Annotated in this window: 17 protein-coding genes; 10 read left to right on the top strand and 7 right to left on the bottom strand. The window is 61.1% G+C overall.

The features are described 5' to 3' along the window. Positions 1-88: 88 nt before the first annotated feature. Positions 89-1,399 carry a Gfo/Idh/MocA family oxidoreductase gene (locus tag PLJ71_11890; protein HQM49378.1) on the bottom strand — a complete coding sequence of 437 codons (1,311 nt, stop codon included), beginning with the start codon at positions 1,397-1,399 and terminating at the stop codon, positions 89-91. Positions 1,400-1,573: 174 nt separating this feature from the next. On the opposite strand from PLJ71_11890, the gene PLJ71_11885 reads away from it, so the two are divergent. Then, complete coding sequence (locus tag PLJ71_11885) at positions 1,574-5,860, top strand: hypothetical protein (protein ID HQM49377.1); 4,287 nt, start codon at positions 1,574-1,576, stop codon at positions 5,858-5,860. A 54-nt stretch (positions 5,861-5,914) separates the two neighbouring features. On the opposite strand, the gene PLJ71_11880 is transcribed toward PLJ71_11885, so the two are convergent. Next, entirely contained in the window at positions 5,915-7,840 is a 1,926-nt protein-coding gene (locus tag PLJ71_11880; protein HQM49376.1) for a hypothetical protein, read from the bottom strand. 270 nt (positions 7,841-8,110) lie between these two features. Here PLJ71_11880 and PLJ71_11875 point away from each other — a divergent pair, with 270 nt between their 5' ends. The 5 genes from PLJ71_11875 (at position 8,111) to PLJ71_11855 (ending at position 15,626) form a co-directional block, all read left to right on the top strand. Continuing rightward, entirely contained in the window at positions 8,111-9,748 is a 1,638-nt protein-coding gene (locus PLJ71_11875; GenBank protein HQM49375.1) for an ATPase, read from the top strand. Between the two features lie 206 nt (positions 9,749-9,954). Then, positions 9,955-11,241 carry a Gfo/Idh/MocA family oxidoreductase gene (locus PLJ71_11870; GenBank protein HQM49374.1) on the top strand — a complete coding sequence of 429 codons (1,287 nt, stop codon included), beginning with the start codon at positions 9,955-9,957 and terminating at the stop codon, positions 11,239-11,241. A 157-nt stretch (positions 11,242-11,398) separates the two neighbouring features. Then, positions 11,399-13,090 carry a sodium/solute symporter gene (locus tag PLJ71_11865; GenBank protein HQM49373.1) on the top strand — a complete coding sequence of 564 codons (1,692 nt, stop codon included), beginning with the start codon at positions 11,399-11,401 and terminating at the stop codon, positions 13,088-13,090. Positions 13,091-13,173: 83 nt separating this feature from the next. Continuing rightward, complete coding sequence (locus PLJ71_11860; protein HQM49372.1) at positions 13,174-13,935, top strand: ABC transporter ATP-binding protein; 762 nt, start codon at positions 13,174-13,176, stop codon at positions 13,933-13,935. Next, entirely contained in the window at positions 13,935-15,626 is a 1,692-nt protein-coding gene (locus PLJ71_11855; GenBank protein ID HQM49371.1) for a hypothetical protein, read from the top strand. Before PLJ71_11860 ends, PLJ71_11855 begins: the two co-directional genes overlap by 1 nt. A 26-nt stretch (positions 15,627-15,652) precedes the next feature. On the opposite strand, the gene PLJ71_11850 is transcribed toward PLJ71_11855, so the two are convergent. Both PLJ71_11850 and PLJ71_11845 read right to left on the bottom strand, forming a co-directional pair. Beyond that, positions 15,653-16,804, bottom strand: coding sequence for an iron-containing alcohol dehydrogenase (locus PLJ71_11850; protein HQM49370.1), 1,152 nt, complete (start codon positions 16,802-16,804; stop codon positions 15,653-15,655). Beyond that, on the bottom strand, positions 16,797-17,273 hold the full coding sequence (locus PLJ71_11845) for a tetratricopeptide repeat protein (GenBank protein ID HQM49369.1): 477 nt from the start codon (positions 17,271-17,273) through the stop codon (positions 16,797-16,799). Before PLJ71_11845 ends, PLJ71_11850 begins: the two co-directional genes overlap by 8 nt. A gap of 152 nt (positions 17,274-17,425) precedes the next feature. On the opposite strand from PLJ71_11845, the gene PLJ71_11840 reads away from it, so the two are divergent. From PLJ71_11840 to PLJ71_11825, 4 genes are read left to right on the top strand one after another with little or no spacing between them, the layout of a single operon-like run. Then, positions 17,426-18,178 carry an amidohydrolase family protein gene (locus PLJ71_11840; protein HQM49368.1) on the top strand — a complete coding sequence of 251 codons (753 nt, stop codon included), beginning with the start codon at positions 17,426-17,428 and terminating at the stop codon, positions 18,176-18,178. A gap of 28 nt (positions 18,179-18,206) precedes the next feature. Next, positions 18,207-18,962: an amidohydrolase family protein gene (locus tag PLJ71_11835; GenBank protein HQM49367.1), complete on the top strand. Its 756-nt coding sequence runs from the start codon at positions 18,207-18,209 to the stop codon at positions 18,960-18,962. Between the two features lie 27 nt (positions 18,963-18,989). Continuing rightward, the gene (locus PLJ71_11830) at positions 18,990-20,189 is read left to right on the top strand and encodes a sugar phosphate nucleotidyltransferase (GenBank protein HQM49366.1); all 1,200 of its coding nucleotides are present in this window, start codon (positions 18,990-18,992) and stop codon (positions 20,187-20,189) included. Next, positions 20,165-20,926 carry a M50 family metallopeptidase gene (locus tag PLJ71_11825; GenBank protein HQM49365.1) on the top strand — a complete coding sequence of 254 codons (762 nt, stop codon included), beginning with the start codon at positions 20,165-20,167 and terminating at the stop codon, positions 20,924-20,926. Before PLJ71_11830 ends, PLJ71_11825 begins: the two co-directional genes overlap by 25 nt. Before the next feature lie 7 nt (positions 20,927-20,933). On the opposite strand, the gene PLJ71_11820 is transcribed toward PLJ71_11825, so the two are convergent. The 3 genes from PLJ71_11820 to rpsU all read right to left on the bottom strand — a co-directional run bounded on the left by PLJ71_11820 (position 20,934) and on the right by rpsU (position 23,725). Further along, positions 20,934-21,917, bottom strand: a complete 984-nt coding sequence (locus PLJ71_11820) for an RluA family pseudouridine synthase (GenBank protein HQM49364.1) — start codon at positions 21,915-21,917, stop codon at positions 20,934-20,936. After that, positions 21,895-23,424 (bottom strand): xylulokinase, encoded by a 1,530-nt coding sequence (gene xylB / locus PLJ71_11815; GenBank protein ID HQM49363.1) that lies wholly within the window; start codon positions 23,422-23,424, stop codon positions 21,895-21,897. The genes PLJ71_11820 and xylB overlap by 23 nt, the downstream gene beginning before the upstream one ends. 112 nt (positions 23,425-23,536) lie before the next feature. Further along, complete coding sequence (rpsU, locus tag PLJ71_11810; GenBank protein ID HQM49362.1) at positions 23,537-23,725, bottom strand: 30S ribosomal protein S21; 189 nt, start codon at positions 23,723-23,725, stop codon at positions 23,537-23,539. Positions 23,726-24,189 lie beyond the last annotated feature (464 nt).

Below are 24,189 nucleotides of genomic sequence, written 5' to 3'. Positions count from 1 at the left end.
TTCCAAGCTTTTTCCAGTATAGCACCTCTCGGGCACCTCTCTTGCCGTGAGTTGGCCAGCGCTCGCTCGGCGGCCGTGTTTTGACGCCTCAGGTTTTCAGCCAGTCGCCGCGGACGGGGCGGTCCAGGCGCCCGTTCGCTTCGTCGTCGTTGATGAAACGCTCGCGTTCGGGCGCCCACTCGAGTTTGCGGCCCAGTTGAATGGCAATCAATCCGATCTGGCAAAGCGATACCGTGCGATGGCCGACTTCAACCGGCTCGAGCGTCTCGGCCCCCCCGCGTATGGCTTGCAGGAAATCCTCTTTATCGGTCAGGGTTGCGCTGAGGTCGATGTCGCCGGGCGCCTTCTCGGGGCGTAGGATGCTGGGGTCGCTCGCCGTCACTTCCCCCCCGTACATGGCGCGGAGCCATCCCTCGTCGCCCGTGAACTCGATGCCGGCGCTCTTGCCCATCTCGTAATCCAGGGTCACCCCGTCGGCATAGGCATAATGAAGCTGGAATTCGACGATGGTGTCCCACAACCCTTCGGAGAACGTGCCCGTTCCTTCCACGGTCACGGGCCCACCGCGATCCGTGCCGTGCGCCCACTGGGCGATATCATTGAGGTGGCTCCCCCAGTTCGAGACCATCCCGTTGGTGTAGTCGGAGATGCGCAGCCATCCCGGGCGGCCTTTGAGGTCTTTTGCCGGGTGGACGCGTTGTTCCGTATACGGCTTCTGGAAGGCTGGCCCAAGCCACATGTCGTAATCGAGATTCTCGGGCACGGGCATCTCGGCGGGCATGCCGACGGGCGCCGAATCGCCGGGAACGCACACCTTCATGTTCGTGAGTTTGCCAATACGCCTGTTCCTGACGCATTCCACCCCCCGCCACATCTCCGGGAGCGACCGGAACTCCGAATCGGTGCGCGTGACAACCCCGTGCCGCGTTGCCGTTTCGCACAGGAGGCGCCCGTGAGCAATACACGTGCTCAACGGTTTCTCCACGCTGAAGTGCTTGCCTGCTTTCGCGGCCGCAATCCCCATCGGGACATGCCAGTGGTCGGGTCCCGAGATCATGACCGCGTCGACATCCTCACGCGCAATCAGTTCCCTGAAATCGCGATAGACGGCGCAGCCCGAATACGCCTGCCCCGTTTGCGCGGCGTAATGGGTCTCGACCTGGGCTTTGACGGTCTCGAGCCGCCACGAATCCACATCGCAGAGCGCCACGACCTGCGCATGAGGCGAATTCAGAAACTGCGGGATGTTGATCTGGTGGCTCTGCCGCCCTGTCCCGATGATCCCCACCGCAATCCGGTTGCTGGGCGCTTCATCCCCGAAAACTCTTGCCGGGACTATGAACGGCGCGGCCGCGAGCCCCAATCCCTTCAGAGCCGCTCGGCGCGAACATTTGTGCATGATGGTCTCCTCCCACCCTTCCTGCAGTGAAGGCTACCCTATTGTACAACCGCCGGGCTCCTCAAAAACCAGGCAAGCGGCTGCTCTACCCTCTTGGTGCTGTTCTTGGCTTGTGAGCCCCGTCCAAGGCATACTGGTGCCCGTCTGGTTATGGTCCGGAAGAAGGGAGTCGTTGTGAACGGCCGCTTTTGGAAGCCGGGAATCTCGCACGGCATGGCGCTTGTGTGCCTGTCTTTTTTTGCGCCGGCGTCACTTTGCGCCGCAGCCAGTGCGGCCGAGCCGGCTCCGATCGATGCGCCGCTTCTCGCCCATTGGGATTTCGACAGCGGCTTCGCGGGAGCGTGTCCCGATACAAGCGGCAACCAGCTTGACGCCACGCCGCAGGGGACCGGCCACGGAGCCATTGCCCGTACCAGCGGCCTGTTCGGCCAGGCGCTCCTGTTTACCGGTTCTCATATGCTCTCCGTCTCCGAGCCCGCGATGTTTGACGGGGTGACCGCCCTCACTTTTTCCGCGTGGGTCTTTCCCACGGAGCTCAGCGATTACCGGGAGATCTTTCGGAAAGAGGACGGCGAACAACGCGTGTTGTTCTCGTTTCAGGGCGGCGGCGCCATCCTCTCGCTGGGCCTGAACGTCAACGGTTATTTTGAATGCGATGCACCGCTGGAACCGGCTGCCGTGCTTGACGGAGCGTGGCATCATTGCGCCGCGACCTACGACGGCCGCTTTGCGCGCGTCTACCTCGACGGCAAGGAGATTGGCGCCGTTGAACGGCCCGGCGTCCTTGTCACAGGCGGCGCCGCCCCCGGCTGTATTGCGTCGTCGAACGGCGGGGAGTGTTTTCAGGGGGCAATGGACGACCTCCGCATCTACCGCGAAGCCTTGACTTCCGAAGAGATCGGGGCCCTCCATGCAAGCGGGGCGGAGGCCAACACGCGCAACGTGCCGCCTCCCGCCGGCGGCGAACCCGAGATCGCCGCGGCGCGCCTCGCCCATTGGACCTTCAATGAGGCCGGACCATATGCTTCCGTATACGACGTCACCGGCAGCGAAGTCTTGACGGCCACCGCGGAGCACGGTCTCGCGCGCACGAAGGGCATTTACGGAAACGCCCTCGCCTTACGGGGCGAACATGCGATCCGGCTCGTGCGTTTCGGAGAACCTGTGTTGCCAGGGCTGACCCTCGCCGCCTGGCTGCGCCCCTCTGATCTGAGCGGGTATCGCGAAATTCTGCGGCAGGAATCCGGCAACCGCCTTCTGTTTTCTTTCCAGGAAGACGGCGCGCTCCTCTCCCTTGGACTCGATATCGGCGGCTACATCGAGTGCGATGCCCGTATCGAGGCCGGCAATGCTCTCGACGGCGGGTGGCATCATTGCGCCGCTACCTTTGATGGCCAGTACATGCGCGTGTTTCTCGACGGCGAGGAGATCGGCCAACTCGAGCGCCCGGGAACAATCGCGCTACAGCCCGATACCCCCGCATATATCGGCTCTTCCGGCGGAACGGGCGAGCATTTTCAAGGGCTCCTCGACGACCTGCGCGTGTATGCCGAGCCGCTGTCGCCTGAAACGATCGCCGCGCTCCACCGGGACGGCGCTGCCGCACTGGCGAAACGCTACGAGGTTCTGAACCAGCGTATGGCCGAAGTCTACCCTGCGAATGCTTCGTTTGCCGAAACCTGCGCCACGCTGCGTGAACACCTGGCGCAAAAGGCCGATTGGCTCGATGACGATTCCGTGGAAGCGCTGTCCATACGGCTCAAACATGACTTTCCCGAAGCGTGCGGCCGGTTCGCCGAGTTTACCGGCGTGCCGCCGCTCGAGTATGCCCTGTCCGCCGGCGGCGCTTTTCACGAAGAGAAGGCAGGCCGGCTGCTCGATCTCCTCCTTGAGTATAAGCCAATCACGGAGGACCAATGGCGGAGACAATCGCCCGAGGACCTCCGCGAATGGGACGAGGCGGACCGCCTGCGCGAACGTTTCGAAGCGCTCAAGGCACAGGGGGAGGCCGCGCAATTTTCCCCCGAATGGGTGGAGATCATCATGGCGGCCGGGCCCCGGATCGATTTTCGCCCCTCCGTTCACGAGCCCGTCGCGCCGTATATACGGCCGTCCACCCCCGAAACGCGCACCCTGTCGCAAGACGAAGCGCGCGCAGCCCTCGAAAACGATTGGCTGCACCAGGCCGGCGGCAATCCGACGCCGGAGCGCATCCGGAGCGAGATCGCGTGGGCGCGCGACCTGGCCGCCCGCATTTCCTCTGCATACCCGGGCGGCGCCGATTTCCGAGAGCAGCTTGCCCGGCTCGATGCGCTGGAAGCCGGGGCCAACGCATTGTCTGAGCCCTCGCCAGGGCTGTATTTCCAGGTGCGCGGCGTCAAACGCGCCATCATGTTCGCGAATCCGGTCATCGACTTCACCAAGGTCCTGTTCGTCGACATGCCGTTCCCGCAGGGGTCCGAATGGCCGCACGAAACGCGTCACCGGCTCGGGTATATGGCCGTTCCCGGCGGCAAACTCGTCATCCTCGAAGGGCTGCATCCCGGCGGCGCGGTTCGCCAGCTCGTCCCCCAGGAACCGTTGCACGGATCGTTCTGGCGTCCGGACGTATCGTATGACGCCCAAAAGGTTCTCTTCTGTTTCAAACCACACAACGAGAAGTCGTTTCACCTTTACGAGATCAACGCGGACGGCAGCGGCCTCACGCAATTGACCGAGGGCTCCTACGACGATTTCGATCCCGTCTATCTGCCCGACGAGGCGCACATTGTATTCTCGACGACCCGCGGCAACACCTATGTGCGCTGCATGCCCCCCACCAACGCGTATGTGCTGGCGCGCTGCGACCGCAACGGCCGCAACATATATCTTATCTCGGCCAATAATGAACCCGACTACTTGCCGTCGGTCATGAACGACGGCCGCCTCATCTACACGCGCTGGGAGTACACCGACAAGCCGTTGTGGCGCGCACAGAGCCTCTGGACCGTCAATCCCGACGGCGCGCAGTCCAACACCTTCTGGGGCAACCAGAGTGTGTGGCCCGACCTGCTCAAGGACGCCCGCGCCATTCCCGGCAGCCGCCGGGTGATGTTTACCGGCAGCGCCCACCACAACTGGTTCAGCGGCTCGGTCGGAATCATCGACCCCGACAAGGGGTTCAATTTCCCCAATGGTCTCACGAAGGTGACGGCCGACGTCACGTGGCCCGAATCCGGCAACGGACCCGTGGACCCCATCGAATCGCCGAAATACCACCCCTCGGGCAACTATGGCGCTTACTATTCCCCTTATCCTCTCAGCGAGACGGATTTCATCGTATCCGCCAGCCGCAACGGCAAGTTTGTGTTGTATCTCATGGACGTCGACGGCAACCGCGAGCTGATTTACGAAGGCTCGAACCAGATTCTCCACGCGATTCCGCTCAGGCCGCGTCCCCGGCCTCCGGTCGTGGTCGACCGCGCGGTGTTCCCTGACCGTATGGCGCGGTTCAAACCGCAGGAAGGCGTGATCTACAGCGCGAACGTATACTACGGAGCGCCCACGGAACTCCGGGGCCTTGCCCGGTATCTCCGCATTCTCAATATCGATCCCAAGACCTACACCTATTGGCATAAGCGCCCCTACATCTCGACCGGTCCGGTCGTGTCGGCGGTACAGTCGGAGGGAGTGAAACGCATCCTCGGGACCGTCCCCGTTGAAGCCGACGGCTCGGTGTCGTTCCGAGCCCCCGCGGGCATGGCGCTGCACTTCCAGCTTCTCGACGAGAACTACCGCGCCCTTCAGACCATGCGCAGCTTTGTCAACGTCATGCCGGGCGAGTCCCGCGGCTGCCTGGGATGTCATGAGCTTCACAGCAAGGCGCCCGACACCGGGCAGCGCGGCCTCGCACTCACGCGCGGCCCCAGCGCGATAACGCCCCCGCCATGGAAGCCCGACACCGTGAGTTACCCGCGTTACGTGCGGCCGGTTCTCGATGAGTACTGTGCAAAATGCCACGAGGGCGACGGTAAAGGCCGCGAAGTCTTCGACATGACCGAACGTCCCAGTTCGCCTATCTTCACCGAACCCTACCTGACCATGATCGGCCGCCCTTCGTGGGGCGCGCCGTATGTTCCCCCGGAGAATCCGCCCGCCGGCTGGGGGATCGCGGGAGAGATCATGGTCGAGGCCTACAGCACCACCGACCCCGAAGCGTACAAGACGCCCAAGCCCATGACGGCATTGTCGTACAAGAGCCGGCTCATCGAGATCGCGTCGAGCGGCAAACATCACGGCGTAAAGGTCGATCCGGTCAATCTGCAGCGCCTCATCGCCTGGGTCGACGCGATGTGCCCCTACCTCGGCGAAGAAGAGGTGCGCGAGATTCCCGACCCCGAGTTCCAGGGCGTCGGCTGGCTCGCCATACGGCCGCGTATCGCCACGGCGCCGGAGATTATCCGGCCCGGGCCCGTTGATTGACCTGAACGTTGCTCGCTGCGCACGCCGCGGCGCGGCCTCCCCGGCTGCGCCAGGTCATCCGCCTACTTCCTGCTTCGGCGCGGTATAGCTATATACGTGCGAGCCGCTGCCGAAATAGATCCGGCCGTCCAGGTACGTCCCCCCGGGGCCGATGCTCACCGGCGACTCGGCGACCAACGTCAACGCATGCGTCGCGTAATCCACGCGCACGATCCCTTTCACAAACAGCATGTACAGGACATTGTCGGGGCTCATAACGAAAATGCGCGACTGTTGCTGGCTCGCGGTGCTGCCAAGGGTCTCTTGGAGGTTCTCTTCATGGATCACTTGGCGCGTTGCCGGGTCGAACACAAAAAACCGGTTGTGGTCGGCCACGCCGTAGACCAGCCCATTGGCGCCGAGGATCATGTCGGGGTAACCCTGGATGCCGGGGAATACCGCCTGCTGCCAGTCGAGCGCCTTGGTCGCCATGTCCATGATGTACAACTGCGCCTCTTTGGCTTTTACCTCGCCGCCGGTGCCGGCCGCCGTCGTGGTTCCGCCCAGCAGCTTTCCTTCTGGCAACGCCACAAGGCTCATGGTCGAATGCTCAGGGATGATGGCCGTATGTTCAATGACTGTCGCGTTTTGCGTCTCGCGATCCCAGAACAGCAGGCCGCCCCCCGTGTAACCATAGCCCGGCGTGCCCGCGAGCACGATGGTTTTACCGTCCGGATGGGCCAGCAGATCGTGGGGACGGTGAATCGTGGGCGAGCATTCCGTCAGGTATCGGGGATTGGACTCCGGATTGCCCTTCGCAGTGGGTACCCAGGGCTTGGAGGGGTCCCACTCGAGCAAAAAGCCGCCGCCATAGCCGCCCGCGAAGAAGATGTTGCCCTGGGTCACAACGGTGTTCCATTGGCCGTAAGCCTCACGGTTGATCCATTCGTCGGTCTTTGGATTGTAGCTGAAGAACCGCATGGGAAACGCCGTGCCGCCGCAGATGGTGCCATCCGGCGCAGCCGCCATGCCCATGATATGCGCGCCCTCGCTGGTATAGTCGAAATTGAACCGCGCCACCTCGCCGGTTGCCGGATCCTTGATCTCGAGGACGTGTTCGACCAGGTCACAGGTCTGCAGGATCTTTCCATCGGGGAAAACGTTGTGGAACAGGCCCTGGCTGTCGGTGATGATGGGTTTTGCGCTGATCGTGGGCTGAGCGATCTCTTTCACCTCGCCCTTGTAAAACTCGTACCACAGGTCGCCGGACTGTCCGTACACTTTTCCGTTGACGTCGCGCTTGACCATCCCGCTTCCCAGGATCCGCTTTTCTTCCGGCACGATGGGCGTGGCCGTCGCTGTTGCCGGATCGAACATGATGATCTGGCTGGCGGTGTTGCCCACACCGAAGTAGATCCAGCCGGCGTCGTCCGCGGCAACATAACGCTGGTACTGCGCCCAGTTCTGGGCGTATACATGGCCATAGTCTTTGAACCCACGCGTCGCGGGGTTGAACGAAACCACGCCGCTGGCCGGGTACGTCACCGACCAGATGACGCCCTTATCGTCCTCGGTCATGCCCATGGCCATCTGCGGCGCAGTCGGACTGAAGAACGTAAACTCGCCTTGTACCGGGTCGTACTCGGTGAAATAGCTGTTGAAATGCGTGTAGAACTTGTTCGTTGTTGAGAGAATAGACGCATACGGGCAATCGCCGCCCGGCGGGAATGGCACCGCGACCTGGCGCGCCTCGCCCGTGGCCGCCTGGATCTCGAGCAACGCGTAGCAGCCGCGATGGTCGAACAGCCACACCAGCACGATGTCATTGCCTTTGCCGTCGACTGTCGCGACCGTCCCACGATGGTTGCTCACCGGCGTGGCGACGCCGTGGTGCAGAAACCCGTTGCCCATGTCATCATTGGCCGCCCAGGCGGCCCCGGCCGTAATCACGACCAGCCCCGCCGCCAGCGCCGCTATCCCATACCAAGCCCCATGCGTCATACGATATCTCCTCTTGCGTGTTGCGCCACGCCCGTAGGTTAACAAATGCCCCGATCGTCCCGGCCGCTATCTTCGCATGCTGGAAAGAGCCGTGCAAGCTAGGGGTCGATTTGTGGTGGGCCTTGGCGTAGCGAAGGAAACACCCTAGGCTTAACAGAGTAGGCAAATTCGCCTAATGAGGGAACTCAACCCTGCGTGTACTTGCGCTGCCACGTGGTCATATATTAAATTAGAATAATGGCCTCAGAAATAGTGGGTAGGGATTGACGTATGGGGAAACACAAGAAAGCTAAGAGTGTCAAATCCTCTGGACAGTTTCGTTTCACACGAGTCGATACAATCGGCGCAAACGATGCTGAGGAAGACGTGGAGTTCCTTCGAGATTGCTTCATTGACAACGGTAGCCTCAACGTGTTGACGGATCCGCATGACCCTCGCCGCCTGCTGGTGGGTAGAACCGGAGTAGGAAAGACGGCTCTCCTTGTACAAATCGCGGAACGTCAGGATCGAGTGATTCAGATAAATCCAGATGGGCTTTCTCTGGAATATGTTACCAATTCCGATATTCTTCAATTTGTTGAAAGTTTAGGTGCAAAATTGGATCTGTTCTTCAAATTACTTTGGCGCCACGTTTTCTGCGTTGAGCTTCTGCAGAAGAAGTATCACTTCAAAGGTGACCGAAATGCCATGACAAAAATCTTGGATTTTTTCAGAACTAAGAAATATAAGCAGGCTTTGGCCTATATGGAGAAGTGGGGAGATAGTTTTTGGCAGGACACGGACTACAGGATTACGGAGATTACAAGAAATCTCGAAAAGGAAATGGCCGCGAGGCTTGGCACCCTTTTCCCCTGCCAAGCGGAAGTGAACGGGCGGCGTAAGATCTCGGAAACAGCGAAATTTGAGATCGTTAAGAGATCTCAAGAAGTCATCAACTCTGTACAAATACGCGAACTCTCTGAGATGCTAGATTTGATCGATGATGCTCTCGATGATGAACAGCAAGTGTATTATATTACAGTCGACGACTTGGATAAAGAGTGGGTTTCCGGTCGCGCAAAGGACAAGCTTATTCGAGCCCTAATAGAGACGGTGAAAGATTTCCGAAAGATACGCCATGCAAAAATCTTAGTCTCATTACGTTTGGACCTGCTCGAGCGCGTGTTTCGAGAAACAAGGGATTCAGGCTTTCAGGAAGAGAAGTATGAGTCTCTTTATTACCATATGCAGTGGTCTAATGATGATTTGTTAAAGATGCTTGACCTTCGGATTGGCCGACTTGTGAGAGACAGATACACTACTCGTGAGATTACGCTCAAAGATCTCCTCCCACCCAAGGTAGGCAAGCAAAACACAGTAGAGTTCATTTTGGCGCGTACGATGAAACGTCCACGGGAAGTTATACAATTCTTAAATCTTTGCATTGAAAAGTCTGCGGGAAAGCCTACTGTCTCTCTCTCGGCCCTGCTTGAAGCAGAAGGCGACTACTCCCGAGGGCGACTGCGGTCTATCTACGATGAATGGTACGCGGATTATCCAATGCTGCATTTCTTTGTCAAAAAACTCTTGATGAAAAGGAAACCTCGCTTAAGGATCGGTGAGATGACTGACGACGAGATTGAGATGGTATGTCTCGGCGCAACGGAAGAGGTCGAAGGGGACAGATGCGCATTGAGGCTGTTGGCCGAAGACGTTGTAAACACGCGCGCCACATATGCAGAATTCAGGCGGAAAACCGTGGCTGTCTTCTACCGAGTAGGATTAGTTGGGGTAAAGGTCGGGAAGAAGAGTCCATTGTCATGGGCTCACTCTTCAAGACGAAGTGTATCGGAAGCAGAACTGGACGATGACGCCTTGGTGGCAATCCATCCCGCTTTCTACAGAGTTTTGGGTGTCCAATCCCAGTAGTCCTGGATTCTCTAGCTTCCCCTGCAATGGAGCTCCTCGCCACAAGCTCTCTCGCTCCCCGAGCAGTGCCTGGGTTCGCGCGGAGGCGGGCCGGTATGGTATTGTCTGTTCCTGGCTGCTTGAGATATCGAAGGCAGATAACGGATCGCGGTGGGAACCGGTTGACCCGTTGGGGATACGCACGAAGACCGATGAGGAGGCTACCAATGAAGGACACATCGAAAAACAGCGTTACACGGCGTGATTTCGCGAAAGTCACGGCGGCAGCGGGCACGTTCGCCATTCTTGGCGCGAAAGGCGCAGCGGCGGCGGGCAAGACCCTCCGGGTCGGGCTGCTGGGCTGTGGCGGACGCGGCACCCAGGACGCCATGAACCTGCTCGCGGGCAACGACGGCGTCGAACTGGTGGCCCTGGCCGACCTCTTTGAAGATCACCTCGAAGCACGCCGGAAACAGCTCGTCGAGCACAATGACGTCAACATCAGCAGCAAGGTGAAGGTGAAAGATTCGATGTGTTTCGTGGGCTGGGACGCCTACCAGAAGATCCTCGACACGGATATCGACATCATCATGGAGACCAGCACGCCGTTCATACGCCCGAAGCACCTCGAGGCGGCGGTCGAAGCGGGCAAGCATATTTTCGCCGAGAAACCCGTGGCAACGGACACTCACGGGCTGCAACGTTTCCGCAAGGCGATGGAGGCCCACAAGGCCAAGGGCTTGTCAATGGTCGCCGGCACCCAGTTCCGCCACGACCGGGTGCGCATCGAGACCATGGAAAAGATCCATGGCGGCGCCATCGGCGACATCGTTGCCATGCAGTGCTACTACTGCGGCGGCCTGCCGTTCTGCGTCAAACGCAAGGAAGGCTGGAGCGACCTCGAGTACCAGTTGCGCAATTGGTACAACTACCGCTGGACCTGCGGAGACAACATCGTCGAGCAGGCTATCCACGGCATCGATCTCTGCAACTGGACGTTCAACGGCCCCCCCAAGTCCGTGTTCTCCTCCGGGGGACGCGCCTGGAAACCCAAGATCGAGCTGTACGGCGACATGTATGACAATTTCTCCTGCGACTACATCTACCAAAACGACAAGGGGCAAGAGGCCCATGTCGCCCATTACAGCCGCCACTGGGATAATGTCGACGGCCGCGGCGGCATCAACATCGTCGGCACGAACGGGTTCAGCAACGGCCTTGACATGGGCGAACAGGGAGTCAACGACTCCATCCAGGAACAGATCGACCTGGTCAACAGCATCCGCGAGGCCGGGCCCTATTGGCACGACGGCGCGCGCATCGCCGACACGACCCTGACGGCCATGATGGGCCGCGATTCAGCCTATACCGGCAAGGCCATCTCGTGGGAAGACGCCCTTGCCATGGATGAAAAATGGGCGCCAGACGACCTCAGTTGGGAGACGGAGATGCCGATCGCCATGAACATCCCGGTTCCCGTGACCAACCCCAACCCGCCGCTCGAATCGCGGTAGACAGATCTGGACAATGCACAGCGGCGGCGCGATCGGCCCCGGTCGCGCCGTCCTTCTTGTGACGTGGAGAGCCTCGCGCGGCACGATTCGCCCCCGGACGCTCAAGTAAGTATAATCAGCCCGAATTCCCGGGGGACCATAACGAAAGGCCCAATTCATGCGGAGTCTGACACGAGGGACGCTTTTTTCGTGTACGTTGTGCGCGGCTGCATTCGCGGCCGGCGCGGAAGAAGCCGAGCCCGGGCTGCCCTCGGAACTTGCCGGCGGGCTGGGGCTGCTCGATTGGGGCGTGATCGCCGTGTACGCGGTTGCCATGCTCGGCATCGGAGTCTATTACGCGCGGAAGATCGAGACTTCCGACGACTACTACCTTGGTGGGCGCCGCATGAATCCGTCGATGGTGGGATTATCGCTGTTTGCGGCGATGATCAGCACGATCTCGTATCTCGCGGAACCCGGCGAAGTGATGGGCCATGGCCCGATCGGGTACCTGATGTATCTGGCCTCACTCCCGATTATCTATCTGATTGTGGGCTTCCTGCTGATTCCCCACATCATGAAACTGCCCATTACCAGCGCATACGAACTGCTCGAGAGGCGCCTGGGGATGCCGTCCCGCCTCTTGGGGTCGGGCATCTTCCTGCTCATCCGCTTCATTTGGATGGGTCTTGTCGTCTATACCGCGTCGCGCGCCGTTGTTACCGCAATGGGACTGCAGCCCGGGGCGCTGGCGCCCACCATCATCATCATGGGCACCATCACGGTCATCTATTCATCCATGGGCGGATTGCAGGCGGTGGTCTTGACCGACGCGATTCAAAGCCTGCTTCTGATCGGCGCGGCCATCATCTGCGTCATCATCATCACCGTAAAGATGGGCGGGTTCTCCTGGTTCCCGACCCAGTGGTCCGATACGTGGGACACGCAGCCCTTCTTCACTTTCGATCCCACCGTGCGCGTGACCGTGATCGGAAGCCTTATCGCGACGACGGTCTGGTGGGTGTGTACAGCGGGCTCCGATCAAATGGCTATCCAGCGCTACCTCGCCACGCGCGACGTCAAATCGGCCCGCAAGGCGTTCCTGGTCAACAACATCGCCGACGTGTGCGTCAACGTCACGCTTATCTCGCTCGGCTTTGCGTTGTTGGGGTTTTTTCGTTCCCACTACCCCGATCTGCTCAACGCATCGCTGGCCGACGAGAAAAAGGTCGACTACCTTTTCCCGCTGTTTGTAGTGAATTACATGAAATATGGCATGGCGGGCCTGGTCATCGCGGGCATGCTCGCCGCCGCGATGTCATCGCTGTCTTCGGGCGTCAACTCGGCGGCTACCGTCCTGAATACCGACTTCCTCCCGTTGGTCCTCCGCAAAGTCCTCGATGAGAAAACCAAGGTCCGCTACGGGAAGTGGGTCTCGGCGGTTATCGGCGTAATCATTATCCTGTTGGCCTTGGTCATTGAAAACGTCCGGGGCAATCTGTTCGAAGTCACGCAGAAGACGAGCAACCTGCTAGTCTCGCCGCTGTTCAGTCTCTTCTTCCTCGCACTGTTCGTGAAACGCGCGAATACTTTCTGCGCGATGTTTGCCGGGGCATACGGATTCGTGGTGGCCATCGTCGTCGCCTTCTGGGACCTCACCGGCGGTACGCCCATCAGTTTTCAATGGATAGGAATCACTTCGCTGGCGGCCAGCATAGGAGCGGGCGTCGGGCTCAGCTACTTGCCCTGGGAGCGCATGACCAGGAACAGCCGCACCGCCGCGGCCATCGCGGCGGCCTTACCCTTGCTGCTTCTCGCCGGGATCTTCGTTGCCGGCATAGTCTCTGCCCCGGCCCTGGGCGAGGGATGAGCGGACCGCGACTTTGCGGCGGCCAATCAGAATGCTATCATTGCGCCCGCGAATAACCGGGGCCTTTGACGTGTAGGTATCTCATGGAATACGCAATCGAGACGCATCAATTGACCAAGGACTTCGCGGCCCTGCGCGCTGTCGACTCGCTTGACTTACGGGTGCCACGGGGGTGTTTTTATGGCTTCCTTGGCCCCAATGGGGCGGGCAAGTCCACCACTATCAAGATGTTGACGGGGCTGTTGGCCCCCTCCGCCGGCTCCGCCGCCGTTCTCGGCCAGGACATGGCCTCCGAAGGTCTTGCCGCGAAGGCGCGTATCGGGGTCATGCCCGAAGATCTGTGTCTGTTCGATAACCTCACCGCGCGCGAGTACCTTATTTTTATCGGGCGCATGTACCATGTCGAGAAGCCCGTTATCGGCAAGCGTTCCGACGAACTTCTGTCGCTACTGGGCCTGGAAGACGCCGATAATACGCTCGTAGCGGATTTCTCGCACGGGATGAAGAAGAAACTCTCGCTTGCGGCTGCCTTGATTCATGACCCGGAATTGCTTTTCCTCGACGAACCTTTTGAGGGCATCGACGCGATCACTTCGCGCACCATACGCAGTGTGCTCGACCACTTTGTCGAACGCGAATCCACCATTTTCCTCACATCCCACATCCTCGAGATCGTGGAAAAGCTCTGCACGCATGTGGGCATCATCGACCAGGGCCGGCTGGTATCCGACGGCACCCTGAACGACCTCGCCGGCGGTGGCTCGCTCGAGGAAGCGTTTGTCCGCGCCGTCGGCCGCGTCGAAGAGGCCCCGGCGACGCTGTCCTGGCTGAACGGGACGCGGTGATGTTCGGGCATCTCGCTACGATCCTCTGGCTCAAATGGCGGCTGTTGCGCCACAGTATGATGAAAATGACCGGCGCCCTTGCGGCTGTCTTGACCGCGCTCATCGTGATAGGCGTCGCTCTCGTGGCCGTGGGCCTTTCGGTCGGGCTCTTCGTGCTGGGCGTGTTCGTCGAGCTCGAGAAGGAACAGGCGCTGCCCGTGCTTGCGATCACCGACGCACTGGTCTTCTTCTTTTGCATCATATGGCTTGTTTCAATACTGGCCGAGGTGCAGCGCTCCGACGTGGTCGACCTGCGCAAGATGATGTACCTGCCCGTTTCGCTCCGCAGCGTGTTCATCATCAATTTTGCCTTCTCTCTTCTCACGCCCGCCGGCGTGCTCTTTGTCATTCCGGGAATGGCCTTCGTGGCCGGGCTCGCGATACGGCACGGGCTCATCGTTCTCGCGGGCGCATTCACCGTCCTGGCATTCTATCTGGCCCTCGCCGGATGGACGTACTACTTTCGCGGATGGCTGGCTGCCCTCATGGAGAACCCGCGGCGCAGACGTACCCTGATCATGGCGCTGACCATGGGGTTCATCGTAATGGCATGGGCCCCCCAGTTCCTCATCAACCTCGCGCCACGCTGGCTTCCCGGCGATCCCCTGACGGTGCTCATGACGGCCAACGTCATTCTCCCGCCCGGATGGCTCGCGCTTGCGCTGCAAAGCCTCGTTCTCGGCGACGTGTATGTGGCTCTTGCCTGTACCATCGGGTTTGCATGCCTCGCCGCGCTGCCCTTGAGCATGGGATATCGCGCCACCCGCCGTTATTACCTGGGCGTTCAAACGCGCCGGCGGCGAAAACACGAGGCCAAAACCCGCGTCAGAAGCGGCAAACCCATCGAACAGGCATTCGTGGCAAGATGCATCCCCGGCTTTGACGAAGAAACCAGCGCGGTGGCCCTGGCCAGCATCAAGATGCTGTCTCGCCACCCGATGGTCCGCATGCAGCTCATTGTGCCTTTTGTGGTAGGGCTGTTCCTTTTCATCCTCTATTTCTTCCGCAGCGGCGGCCTGCTGCAGCTTCCGGGTATCGCGCGGAACGCCATGCCAACGGCCGCCCTGGCGTGGCCTCTCCTCAACAGCTCCATGCTTTTCGCCAACATATTCGGCACCGACGGCAACGGTTTCCGTTCCTTCATTCTCTTCCCCACACCGCGCCGCACGTACATTCTCGGGAGGAACCTCGCCTTTGCCGCGCTATTCGGCGTTCAAATGGCCGTCTTCGCCATCCTGGCATTCGCCGTATTTCAGCCCGGTCCGTTCGCTCTGCTCATTGCGCTCATCAATGTGGGCTATGTGTTCCTATTGATGAGCACCGTCGGTAATGTGTGCTCGCTGTACCTCCCGTTCAAGTTATCGTCCGATTCCATGCGCGGGGCGGGGAATAAACCGATGGTTTTGGTGACGTCGTTCCTGTTCCTGTTCCTGATGCCCCTGATTCTCCTGCCCCCGATGGTGTGCGCACTGCTTGACTCCGCACTGGCATATGTCTTCGAGGGCTGGCGGTTTCCGGCCGGCGTGGTGCTGGCCCTCGCATTTCTGGGAATGGCGCTCCTGGCTTACCGATGGTTGCTCGACGTCTGCGGCGGAGTGTTCGCCAACCGCGAAGTCAAAATTCTCGAGGCGGTGACCAAAGGGAACGACTGACCCGAAACGACTCCGCCGCGAGCGCGCTATATGCCCGCGTAGGATTCACGGTAGAAGCGCAAAACGTCTTCCTCCGACAAGCCGCCCGGCTGGTTCTTGAAACGGTAGGGGTCCGAGCAGCAATCCTTCGCGAATCCAGCCAGCTTATTCTCATCCACGCCGGCGTCGCGTGCGGCGCTCGAAACGCCACACGTCTCGAACAGGGCATGCAGCGCCCGCATCACGTTGCCGCCCGCCTCGCCGGGCGGACCCGGATAGCCCAGGGCTTCCGCTATGGACGCCACCATTTCGGGTAAGCAGACCGCGTTGTGGCGAAAGACGGGCGCCAACAGCAGTCCGCTGGCAAGTCCGTGCTGTACCCCGCAATGCAGCGTGTAGTAATACCCCATGCCATGAACCAGCGTCGTGCCGCTCTGAGCGATCACGCATCCCGACAACATGGCGGCCACCAGCATGTTGCCCCGCGCTTCGAGGTTAGACGGCTCATGTACCGCCCGGGGAAGCCATTGGCTGACCAGGCGGCATGCCTCGAGCGCCAGGATGTTCCCCAGCGCGGTGCTCTTCTTGGACACCAGCCCCTCCATGGCCTGACTCAACGCGTCCAGGCCGGTGTCCGCCGTGATGGCCGCCGGCAGCGACGTGGTCAGTTCGGGATCCAGCAGCGCGACCCGAGGGAACAGTGCACGCCCCTTGATGGTCCGCTTCTGATTCTCCGAGGTATCGACCAATACCGAGTACGGCGTCACCTCACTTCCGGTTCCTGCCGTCGTAGGGACCGCTATGATGGGCAACGCGCCCCTGGCAAAAAGGTCCGAACCGACAAACTTCGCACATGGGCCATCGTTGAGCGCAAGCCCGGCTACGGCCTTCGCAACGTCCATGGGGCTGCCCCCGCCGATGGCAAGCACCATGTCGCACCGGTGTTCCCGGCAAACCGCGGACGCCGCATCGCACTGAACCGTTGTCGGGTTTTCGTCGACCTTGTCGTAGAACACCGCGCCCGGAAGTCGTGCCTGAAGCCTGTCCAGAAGGCCCTGCGCGCGCGCCGAACGCTTGCCGGTGACGACGAACGGTCTCTCGCCGAGATGCCCGCACCATTTTGGGAGTTCGTTGAAACACCCAGCGCCAAAACGGATTTCCGTGGGCATCAGATACGAAAATTCGGGAAACTCAGCCATGTCTCAGCCTGTCGTCGAGGCGGTCCGTGTACTCTTTCTTTTTCTTCGCGAGGCGCTGCAGGCTGTGCAGGGCCTTTTCGGCCCCCTCAGAACTGGGCTCCACCATCGTTGCACGGCGCCAGTTGTTTTCCGCTTCGTCGGTCCGCCCCAACCGGTACAAGGCATTGCCGAGATACGCGTACGCCAGGGCGCAGTTTTCATCGGCAGCGACCGCCTCCCGAAAAAGCTTCTCGGCGAGCGCGTCGTTCTTCGAGTTGTACGCTGCCCTGCCTTGTTTCAGGAGTTTCATGGCAGCCTTGCGCCGTTCCGGGGCATGCTGGCTCCCCACGTGTTTGCGGAGCTTTTTGGCATCCGAGGCAACGCCGGACAGAGCGTTGAGCACCGACTCGCGGCGTTGCAGCACAAAGCTCGTGTGTTTCGTGATGTTCTTGGCAAGGGTTCTGATATCTCTGAATAAGCTTCGCGACATGATTCAGCCTTCCCTTACGCTATTCTATCATCGGAGCGTCCACTCTGGCCACCCAGAGAATCGGCGCGGTTGAACGCAGGAGTGCCGCCTTCTAAAATGACGCCTGCCGCGGGTGACCGTGCGCCCGCGCAACGGGGAGGGAGATTCTCGCAGTGCCCCTTGTGGTCGATTGCCACGCCCATATACGCAACCCAGACGACGGCGAGCCGGAAATCCTGCTGGCCGCAGCCGACCGTGCCGGCGTCGACAAGGTCATCTTGTGCTCGCTTGGACGCGAATGGACCCCCTTTCCCGACGCCGCTTCCCTCGAACAAGCCAATGACGACGTCGCGCTTGTGGTCAACCGATATCCCGGCCGCTTCATGGGGCTCGTCTACCTCAGCGCGGACGAAGTCGCGCTGGGACTCGAGCATCTGGACCGCTACATCGCCAGCGGGCCGTGCCGGGGCGTGAAACTGTGGATCTCCCAATTCGCCGACGACCCGCGCATGGACCCTCTCTTTGACCGCATCGTCCAACTCGACGTACCGGTCCTGCAGCATACGTGGATAAAGGCCACCGGAAACCTCGAGAAGGAGTCAACGGCCTGGCACTGCGTTAACCGCGTGCAACAGCACCCCGGCCTGAAAATGTGGTTGGCCCATTGCAGCGGACGCTGGGAAGAGGTTGCCCGCATCATCGCGCCGTATCCCGGTCTGTGCCTCGATGTCTCAGGCGGCGAACCCGAGGCCGGCGTGGTCGAGTGCTTGCTGCAAACCATTGGCCCAGAGCGTATCTTCTTCGGGTCGGATGTCCCCGGCAGGAGCTTTATTGTGCAGATGAGCAAGGTGTTATCGGCAGAAATCCCCGAGGACTGGAAGTGCATGATCCTTGGAGAAAACATTATGCGATGGATGCGCCCGTGAGCAGCGAGACGGAAGTGGTACCCTGGTCATGATAGATTTCAACGCAAAACTCGGTCATTTCCCCTACAGGCCGGTCGAGGGAATCGAGGCGCTCCTCCGGGCAATGGACCGCTACGGCGTCGAAAGAGCCGTGGTCTCCTCGCTCAATGCGGTGTTCTACCTCAATCCCCACGAGGGAAACATCGAGCTGGCATCAGCCATCGCGACCCACTGTGACCGTTTCATCCACGCGGCGGTGCTGCGGCCCGATTTCACCGGCTGGCACGACGACCTCCGGCGATGCGCCGGCGATTGCGGCGCCAGATGCGTCGTCCTGTATCCCCAGTACCACCGCTACGATCTTTTGTCCGAAGCAACGGGCGAACTCGTGGAGCTTGCCCGCGAACTTGGCGTCCTCGTATGCGTACAATGCTGGCTCGAGGATCCGCGGCGGCAGTTCAATCGCGAGATTATTCAACCGGTCGCGCCGGCCGTAATGAAGGCATTCGTGGAAGCTCATCCTCGAACCGACATCATCGCGTTCGGCCTCCGTTTCGGCGAGCCGGAGATGCTCGGCGAGCCCCTTCCCAGGAACTTCTATTTCGACATCTCGAATTACGAGAACATGCGCGACCTCGAATTGGCCATGGAACGGTTCCCCAAGGAGCGGCTGCTGTTCGGAACCAATTTCCCGCTGTACAATTATGTGGCTAATGTTGAAAAGCTCGCACGGGGCAACATTGACGCCGGGCAGCGCGAGGCCATCGCGTCCGGGAACGCAAAACGCCTGCTGGGCATTCATTAGGCAACAAGACAACACGGGGGTGACGCAGTGAAGGCAATCATCATGGTCGCGGGCAAATCCACCCGCACGTATCCGTTGACGCTCACACGGCCGAAACCGCTCCTGAAGGTCGTCAACAAGCCCGTTCTGGCGTGGCACCTCGAAGCCTTGCGAAACCTCGTCGACGAGGCCATCCTCGTGGTCGGGTACCGCAAGGAAATGGTCCGCGAAGCGTTCGGCGGCGCTTACGAGGGCTTGCCCCTGCGCTACGTCGAGCAAACCGAGCAGCTCGGCACCGGGCACGCCATCCTGCAATGCGAAAAACACGTCGATGGACCGTTTATCGCCTTGAACGGCGACGACCTCTATGCACCCGGCGACCTCCAGAGCCTTGCGAACGCCGCCAATGCCGCACTGGCGAAACGCGTGGCCGATCCGCGGGGCTACGGCGTGCTGGAAGTCGATGCGAGCGGCCGCCTGCGGCGGCTCGTCGAAAAACCGCCCGACCCCGCCTCCGACCTGGTCAACGCGGGAGCCTATGTCCTGACTCCGGAGGTTTTCGATCTGCTGCGCGGCGTCCGGCCGTCCGAACGCGGTGAAATCGAGGTCACTTCCGCTATCCAGACCATGGCCGGGCGCGGCGCCTTCCACATTGTCGAAATGAAAGGGTATTGGCTGCCCATTGGCTATCCCTGGCATCTCCTCGAAGCCAACGAGTACCTGCTGCACGAGATGACTCCCCAGCTCGAGGGCGAGGTCAGTCCCCGCGCCGAACTGAACGGGCCCGTCCACGTCGGCAAGGGCAGCGTCATCCGCGGCGGCGTTGTGATAGACGGCCCCGCATACGTCGGCGAAAACTGCAGTGTGGGCCCTAACTCGTGGCTGCGCGCCGGCGCGACGTTGTGCAACGGCTGCCGGGTCGGGCAGGCCTGCGAGGTCAAGAACTCGATCCTTTTCGACGGAAGCGCCGTGCCGCATCTCAGTTACGTGGGCGACACGATTATCGGAGAACGCTCGAACTTCGGCGCGGGCACCATCACCGCCAACGTCCGCCACGACGGCGACACGGTGAAATCCCTGGTCAAGGGCGAACTCATCGACACCGGCCGTCACAAGCTCGGGGCTATTGTCGGCGACGGCGTGCATACCGGCATTAACACGTGCCTGTATCCCGGCCGCAAACTGTGGCCCGGAACCAGCACCCGGCCCGGCGAGGCCGTCTCGTGCGATATCCAGTCTCCGGAGTAAGCACGACGGCGCGGCCGCGGCTCGCAAGAACCGTTGCCGCGGCCCTGAAAGGCCTCGACTGGCGCGAAACCGCGTTGCTTGCGGCGCTGGCGGTGGTGCTCGTCTTCCTGTGGGATTCATGGCTCTTGTACCCGCTTCGTATCCTCGTGGTTTTCTTTCACGAAATGAGCCACGGCCTCGCCGCGCTTCTGACGGGCGGCGGAATCCGGGCTATTCACCTTCATCCCGAAGCTGGAGGCATGTGCGTCACGACGGGCGGCATCCCGTTCCTGGTCATCTCGGCAGGCTACCTTGGCAGCCTCGTTTGGGGCGGCGCGCTCATGCTCTTGTCCCGCAAATCCAGGTGGGTCAATCCGCTTACCGCCGGTTTGGGCATTTTCCTCCTGGCCGCGGCGGCGGTGCTGGTGCGGGAGGTGTTCGGCTTCGGCTTCCTGTTTTGCGCGGGCGCCGGCGCCGCACTCGCCGCCATGGGCCTCAAACTGCCCGCGTGGGTCAACGCCTTCGTCTTGCGGCTTGTCGGGCTTGCCAGTTGCATGTATGCGATCGTCGACATCAAGGCGGACATCCTCGACCGTTCTCATCCCGCCACCGACGCGACCCTCCTCGCCGAGCGCACCGGCATTCCCGCCTGGGCATGGGGACTGTTCTGGATGGTTCTCGCGCTCGCGATCTCCGGCGTGCTGCTTGTCGCTGCGTGCGGAAAGACCGTGCCGGCCCCAAACGCCGGCAAGAAGTGAGGCCGACTCAGGATCGGAACTGGCCGGCGACCTCGCGACGCAGGGCGTCGAGCGCGGCCTGGAAATCGGATGGGAGAGCGGTCTGAAACCGCATCACCTTGCCATCGGCGGGATGCGCGAAACCCAGCAACGCGGCATGGAGCGCCTGCCCCTCGAGTTTGTGCAGGGCCGCTTTTGTCGCATCCGAGACATTCCAACTCCGGAAATCCACCACGCCGTATACGGGGTCGCCGAGCACCGGATGACCGGCAAACCGCAGGTGAACCCGGATCTGGTGCGTACGTCCCGTCTCAAGCTGAAGCCTTACCAGACACGCCACGCCGAACCGCTCGAGAACCTCGAAGTTGGTGATGGCCTCGCGGCTGTGCGCACCCGTCACGGACATCCGTTTCCGATCCGTCATGCTGCGGCCCACGGCTGCGTTGATGCGCCCGCGCTCCTCCGGAAATTCGCCCTGCGCCAGAGCGAGATAGCACCGTTCGAAGGCGTGCTCTCGGGCCTGCCGGCCCAGCGACTGATACGCCCGCGGGCTCTTGGCCACCACCATCACACCCGAGGTGTCGCGGTCAAGCCGGTGCACGATCCCCGGCCGCGTGACATCTTCTCCCGGCCGCTGAAAATCAGGACAATGGAACAACACAGCATTCACAAGGGTGCCGCCGCCGTGGCCGGGCGCCGGGTGGACGACTAACCCTGCAGGCTTGTTGACCACCAGCACGTCGGCATCTTCGTATAGGACCTCGAGAGGGATATTCTCCGGCGTCAGTTCCGTCGTTGGCTGGGGCGGCAACTCTGCGTCGATCACGTCGCCCAAGGCCACGCAGCGGCTGGGCCGCTTGCAGACCTGTCCGTTGACGGTCACCAGGCTGCCTTTGATGGCTTTCTGGATGAACGAGCGCGAGGCGTCCTCGACACACTCGGTCAGGAACACGTCGAGCCGGAGTCCGTCGGACCCCTCCTCGACGGTCTCACGATAAGAGTTCTGCGGCACGGTGGAACCCCGGCGCAAGGGCCGTATAGGCCTTCTGATACTCGGCGAACCAGCTGTCGTACTGCTTCGTGTTCGCCGCGGCGGGTTTGCAGGTATCAACTACGTTAATGATGGCGTCGCAGGCTTCCTCGACGCTCGCGTACAGCCCCGTCGTGACGGTTGCGAGGATGGCGGCGCCGTATGCCGGGCCTTCATCGACGTTGATCACGACAAGCGGCGCGCCGTTCACGTCCGCCTGAATCTGCCGCCAGAAAGGGCTCTTCGCGCCGCCGCCCGAAGCTCGTACCTGCTCGATAGGCACGCCCATCTCGCGAATGATCTCGAGGCTGTCACGCATGGCATAGGCGACGCCCTCGAGCACCGCCCGCGCCATATGGGGTTTCCCATGACGCAACGACAGGCCCACGAAAGCCCCCCTCGCGTAGGGGTCCTTGTGCGGCGTCCGTTCGCCGGTCAGGTACGGCAGGAACAACAACCCCTCGGCGCCCAGAGGCACGGACGCTGCCGATTCCGTGATGTATTCGTAAGGGTCCCTGCCGGTCTCGGCCGCCCGGGCTTTTTCTTCGGCGCAAAGCGCGTCGCGGTACCACCGCAACGAACCGCCCGCGCTCAACACCACACCCATGACGTGCCATTTGCCCGGCACCGAGTGGCAGAAAGTGTGCACGCGGCCCTTGGGATCGAGGCTCACCTTGTCGGCAAACGCGAACACCACGCCGCTCGTGCCCACCGTCGACGAGATAACCCCCGTGCGCACAATGCCGCACCCCACGCCCCCCGCGGCCTGGTCTCCACCGCCCGCCACTACCGGAATGCCCGCGGGAAGTCCGGTCGCCGCCGCCGCGGCTTTCGACAGCGTCCCCGTAACCTCGGGACCCTCGAACGCCCTCGGCATGAAGTCCGCGGGGATATCGAGCATCGACATCAGTTCGGTGTGCCACGTGCGGTTCTTGACATCGAACAGCAGCGTTCCCGAAGCGTCGGCGACATCCGTGGCGAACGCGCCAGTCAATTCGTAACGCACGTAATCCTTGGGCAAAAGAACCTTGCGGACCTTCTCGTAAACTCCCGGCTCGTTGTCGCGCAGCCAGAGGATTTTCGGTGCGGTGAAACCCGTCAGCGCGGGATTACAGACCATCTCGATGAGCCGCTTCTCGCCAACCGTTTCGGTGATGTGGGCGCATTGGGGCGCGGTGCGCTGATCGCACCAGAGGATGGCATTCCGCAAGACGCGGTTGTCCTTGTCGAGAAAGACCGACCCGTGCATCTGACCTGTAAGGCCGAGGCCTCTGACGTCGGCCGCATTCACGTTGGGCGAATGTGCCAGCATCGTGAGCGCTTCGAGTGCCGCGCGTTTCCACTCAGCCGGAGGCTGCTCCGCCCAGCCCGGCTTCGGCGTCAAGAGCGGATACTCGACCAGCGCCGACGCCACAAGGTTGCCCGAGGCATCGATAGCCACCGCTTTAGTGCCGCTTGTGCCGACATCAAGACCAAGTACCATGCTCATAACGCTCTCCCCTCCTCACCTCCATCCGGACCCAAGCGGACTGCTCAAAGAAAAAGCAGGACCGATGCCTCGATCCTGCCTCAGGGTAGTACACATTGCCGAGAAAGCTCAATTATTCAGCTTGATCCTGCCGGGCACGCGCAATAGCTTTTGCGAGCTTGCGGCGGCGGCGCTCGCTGGGCTTTTCGTAATGTTTCATCTCTTTAAGCCGCTGCATCAGCCCTTCCTTATTGCACTTTTTCTTGAACCGGCGGAGTGCCTTTTCAAAGGGCTCGTCTGATTTGACGCGCACTTTCGTCACTCGGAATCAACCTCCCCTCTCTCCTGCGCTCCATCTATCGGGCGCTTCGTATCGCTGCCGATGCCGCCGCGAACACCTCGAAAGCCCATCTTCCTAAAGAGTTACGCAGCCCCGGCAGCCGGAAAAGAATCATAGCATTCGCCGGGAAGCCTGTCAAACATACCCTTTCGGATACTTTCTTACTTGAGGCAACGGGACATCTCAATCCGTATCTGTCTCAATCCGTATGCCGAGAGTATCAAGAACCAACGGCGGAGTCCGCAATGATGGACCATCCCCTGGCGCAGCCCCTGCCGGCTAGACACATAACCCGCGGAAATGGGATAATGAGTTAACTCAATGCCCGGCGTGTACGCGGTATTCACGCGCTTCCACAACGGCGAACCGAACGCCGTTCGGTTTTCTGAGATGACACCATTCCGCGCGCCTGTAGCTCAGGAGGATAGAGCATCGGCCTTCTAAGC

It is taken from the genome of Candidatus Hydrogenedentota bacterium (assembly GCA_035416745.1).
Classification (GTDB): Bacteria; Hydrogenedentota; Hydrogenedentia; order Hydrogenedentales; family SLHB01; genus UBA2224.
This window is presented reverse-complemented; position numbering and strand designations above follow the sequence as displayed.